The following is a 1,010-nucleotide window of genomic DNA, read 5'->3' as shown; positions in this document are numbered from 1 at the left end:
GAGCACGTCGTCGCCCGCGCCGCCGCGCAGCGTGTCGTTGCCGCCGCGGCCGGTCAGGCGGTCGTTGCCGTTGCCGCCTTCGAGCACGTCGGCACCGGGCGAGCCGAGCAGCGTGTCGGCGCCCGGCGTGCTCTGTTGCAGGCGGTTGAACAGGTCGGCCGCCGTCCAGAGGCTGCCATCCTCAAAGCGCAGCTGCTGCAGCGGGTTGTATGCGTTGGCCGGCGTGTCGCCTTCCAGGAAGTAGTTGACGATGAATTTGTCTGCCGTGCCGCGCAGTCCGATCTCCAGCGCCGTGTAGCGCGTGGTCTGGCTGTCGTAGGCGCGCTTGAGCACGAGGTCGGCAGGCGTGATGCCTGCGCCGAGCACCAGCGTGTTGTTGCGGGCGGCGCTTGTGTCGCCGCTGTACAGCAGCGTGTCGACGCCATCGCCGCGCCCGAAAAGGTAGGTGTTGTTGCCGGTGCCGCCCGACAGGAAGTCCGTGCCACCCTGGCCGGCCAGCGTGTCGTCGCCGCCGAGGCCGCTGAGGGTTTCGTCGGCGGCGGTGCCGGTCAGCGTGTCGGCGAGGTTGGTGCCGTTGACGGCCGTCGTGGCCGGCGGCGTCGCCAGCCGAGTCGTGATGGCGGCGAGGTCCCAGGCCGTGCCGTCGGCGAACTTGATCTGCTGCAGCTGGTTGTAGCCGCTCGCCGGGTTGTTGCCGGAGAAGAAGTAGTTGACGGTGACGCGGTCGTCCGTGCCGACGAGACTGACTTCCAGCGCCTCGTTCGAGCCGCCCTGGGAACCGGTCACACGGCGCAGCAGCACGTCGGCGGGCGTGATGCCGTCCTTGAACTGCAGCGTGTTCAGCCGCGTGCCGCTGTAGTCGTAGGTGCCATAGGCGATGGTGTCCAGGCCGTCGCCACGGCCGAACAGGAAGGTGTTGTTGCCGTTGCCGCCGTCGAGCCAGTCGTTGCCGGTGCCGCCGTCCAGCGTGTCGTTGCCGTCTTCGCCGTAGAGCGCATCGAAGCCGTCGC

At 69.1% G+C, this 1,010-nt stretch carries 1 protein-coding gene; it reads right to left on the bottom strand.

Annotated features, from left to right (window positions below; translation table 11 throughout):
• A partial coding sequence (locus LXT13_RS27450; protein ID WP_304622832.1) for a calcium-binding protein occupies positions 1 to 1,010 on the bottom strand: 1,010 nt, incomplete at both ends.

It is taken from the genome of Pelomonas cellulosilytica, assembly GCF_021353265.1.
Lineage (GTDB): Bacteria > Pseudomonadota > Gammaproteobacteria > Burkholderiales > Burkholderiaceae_C > Pelomonas > Pelomonas cellulosilytica.
The sequence above is the reverse complement of the archived record's forward strand: the minus strand, read 5'-3'. Positions and strand labels throughout refer to the sequence as shown.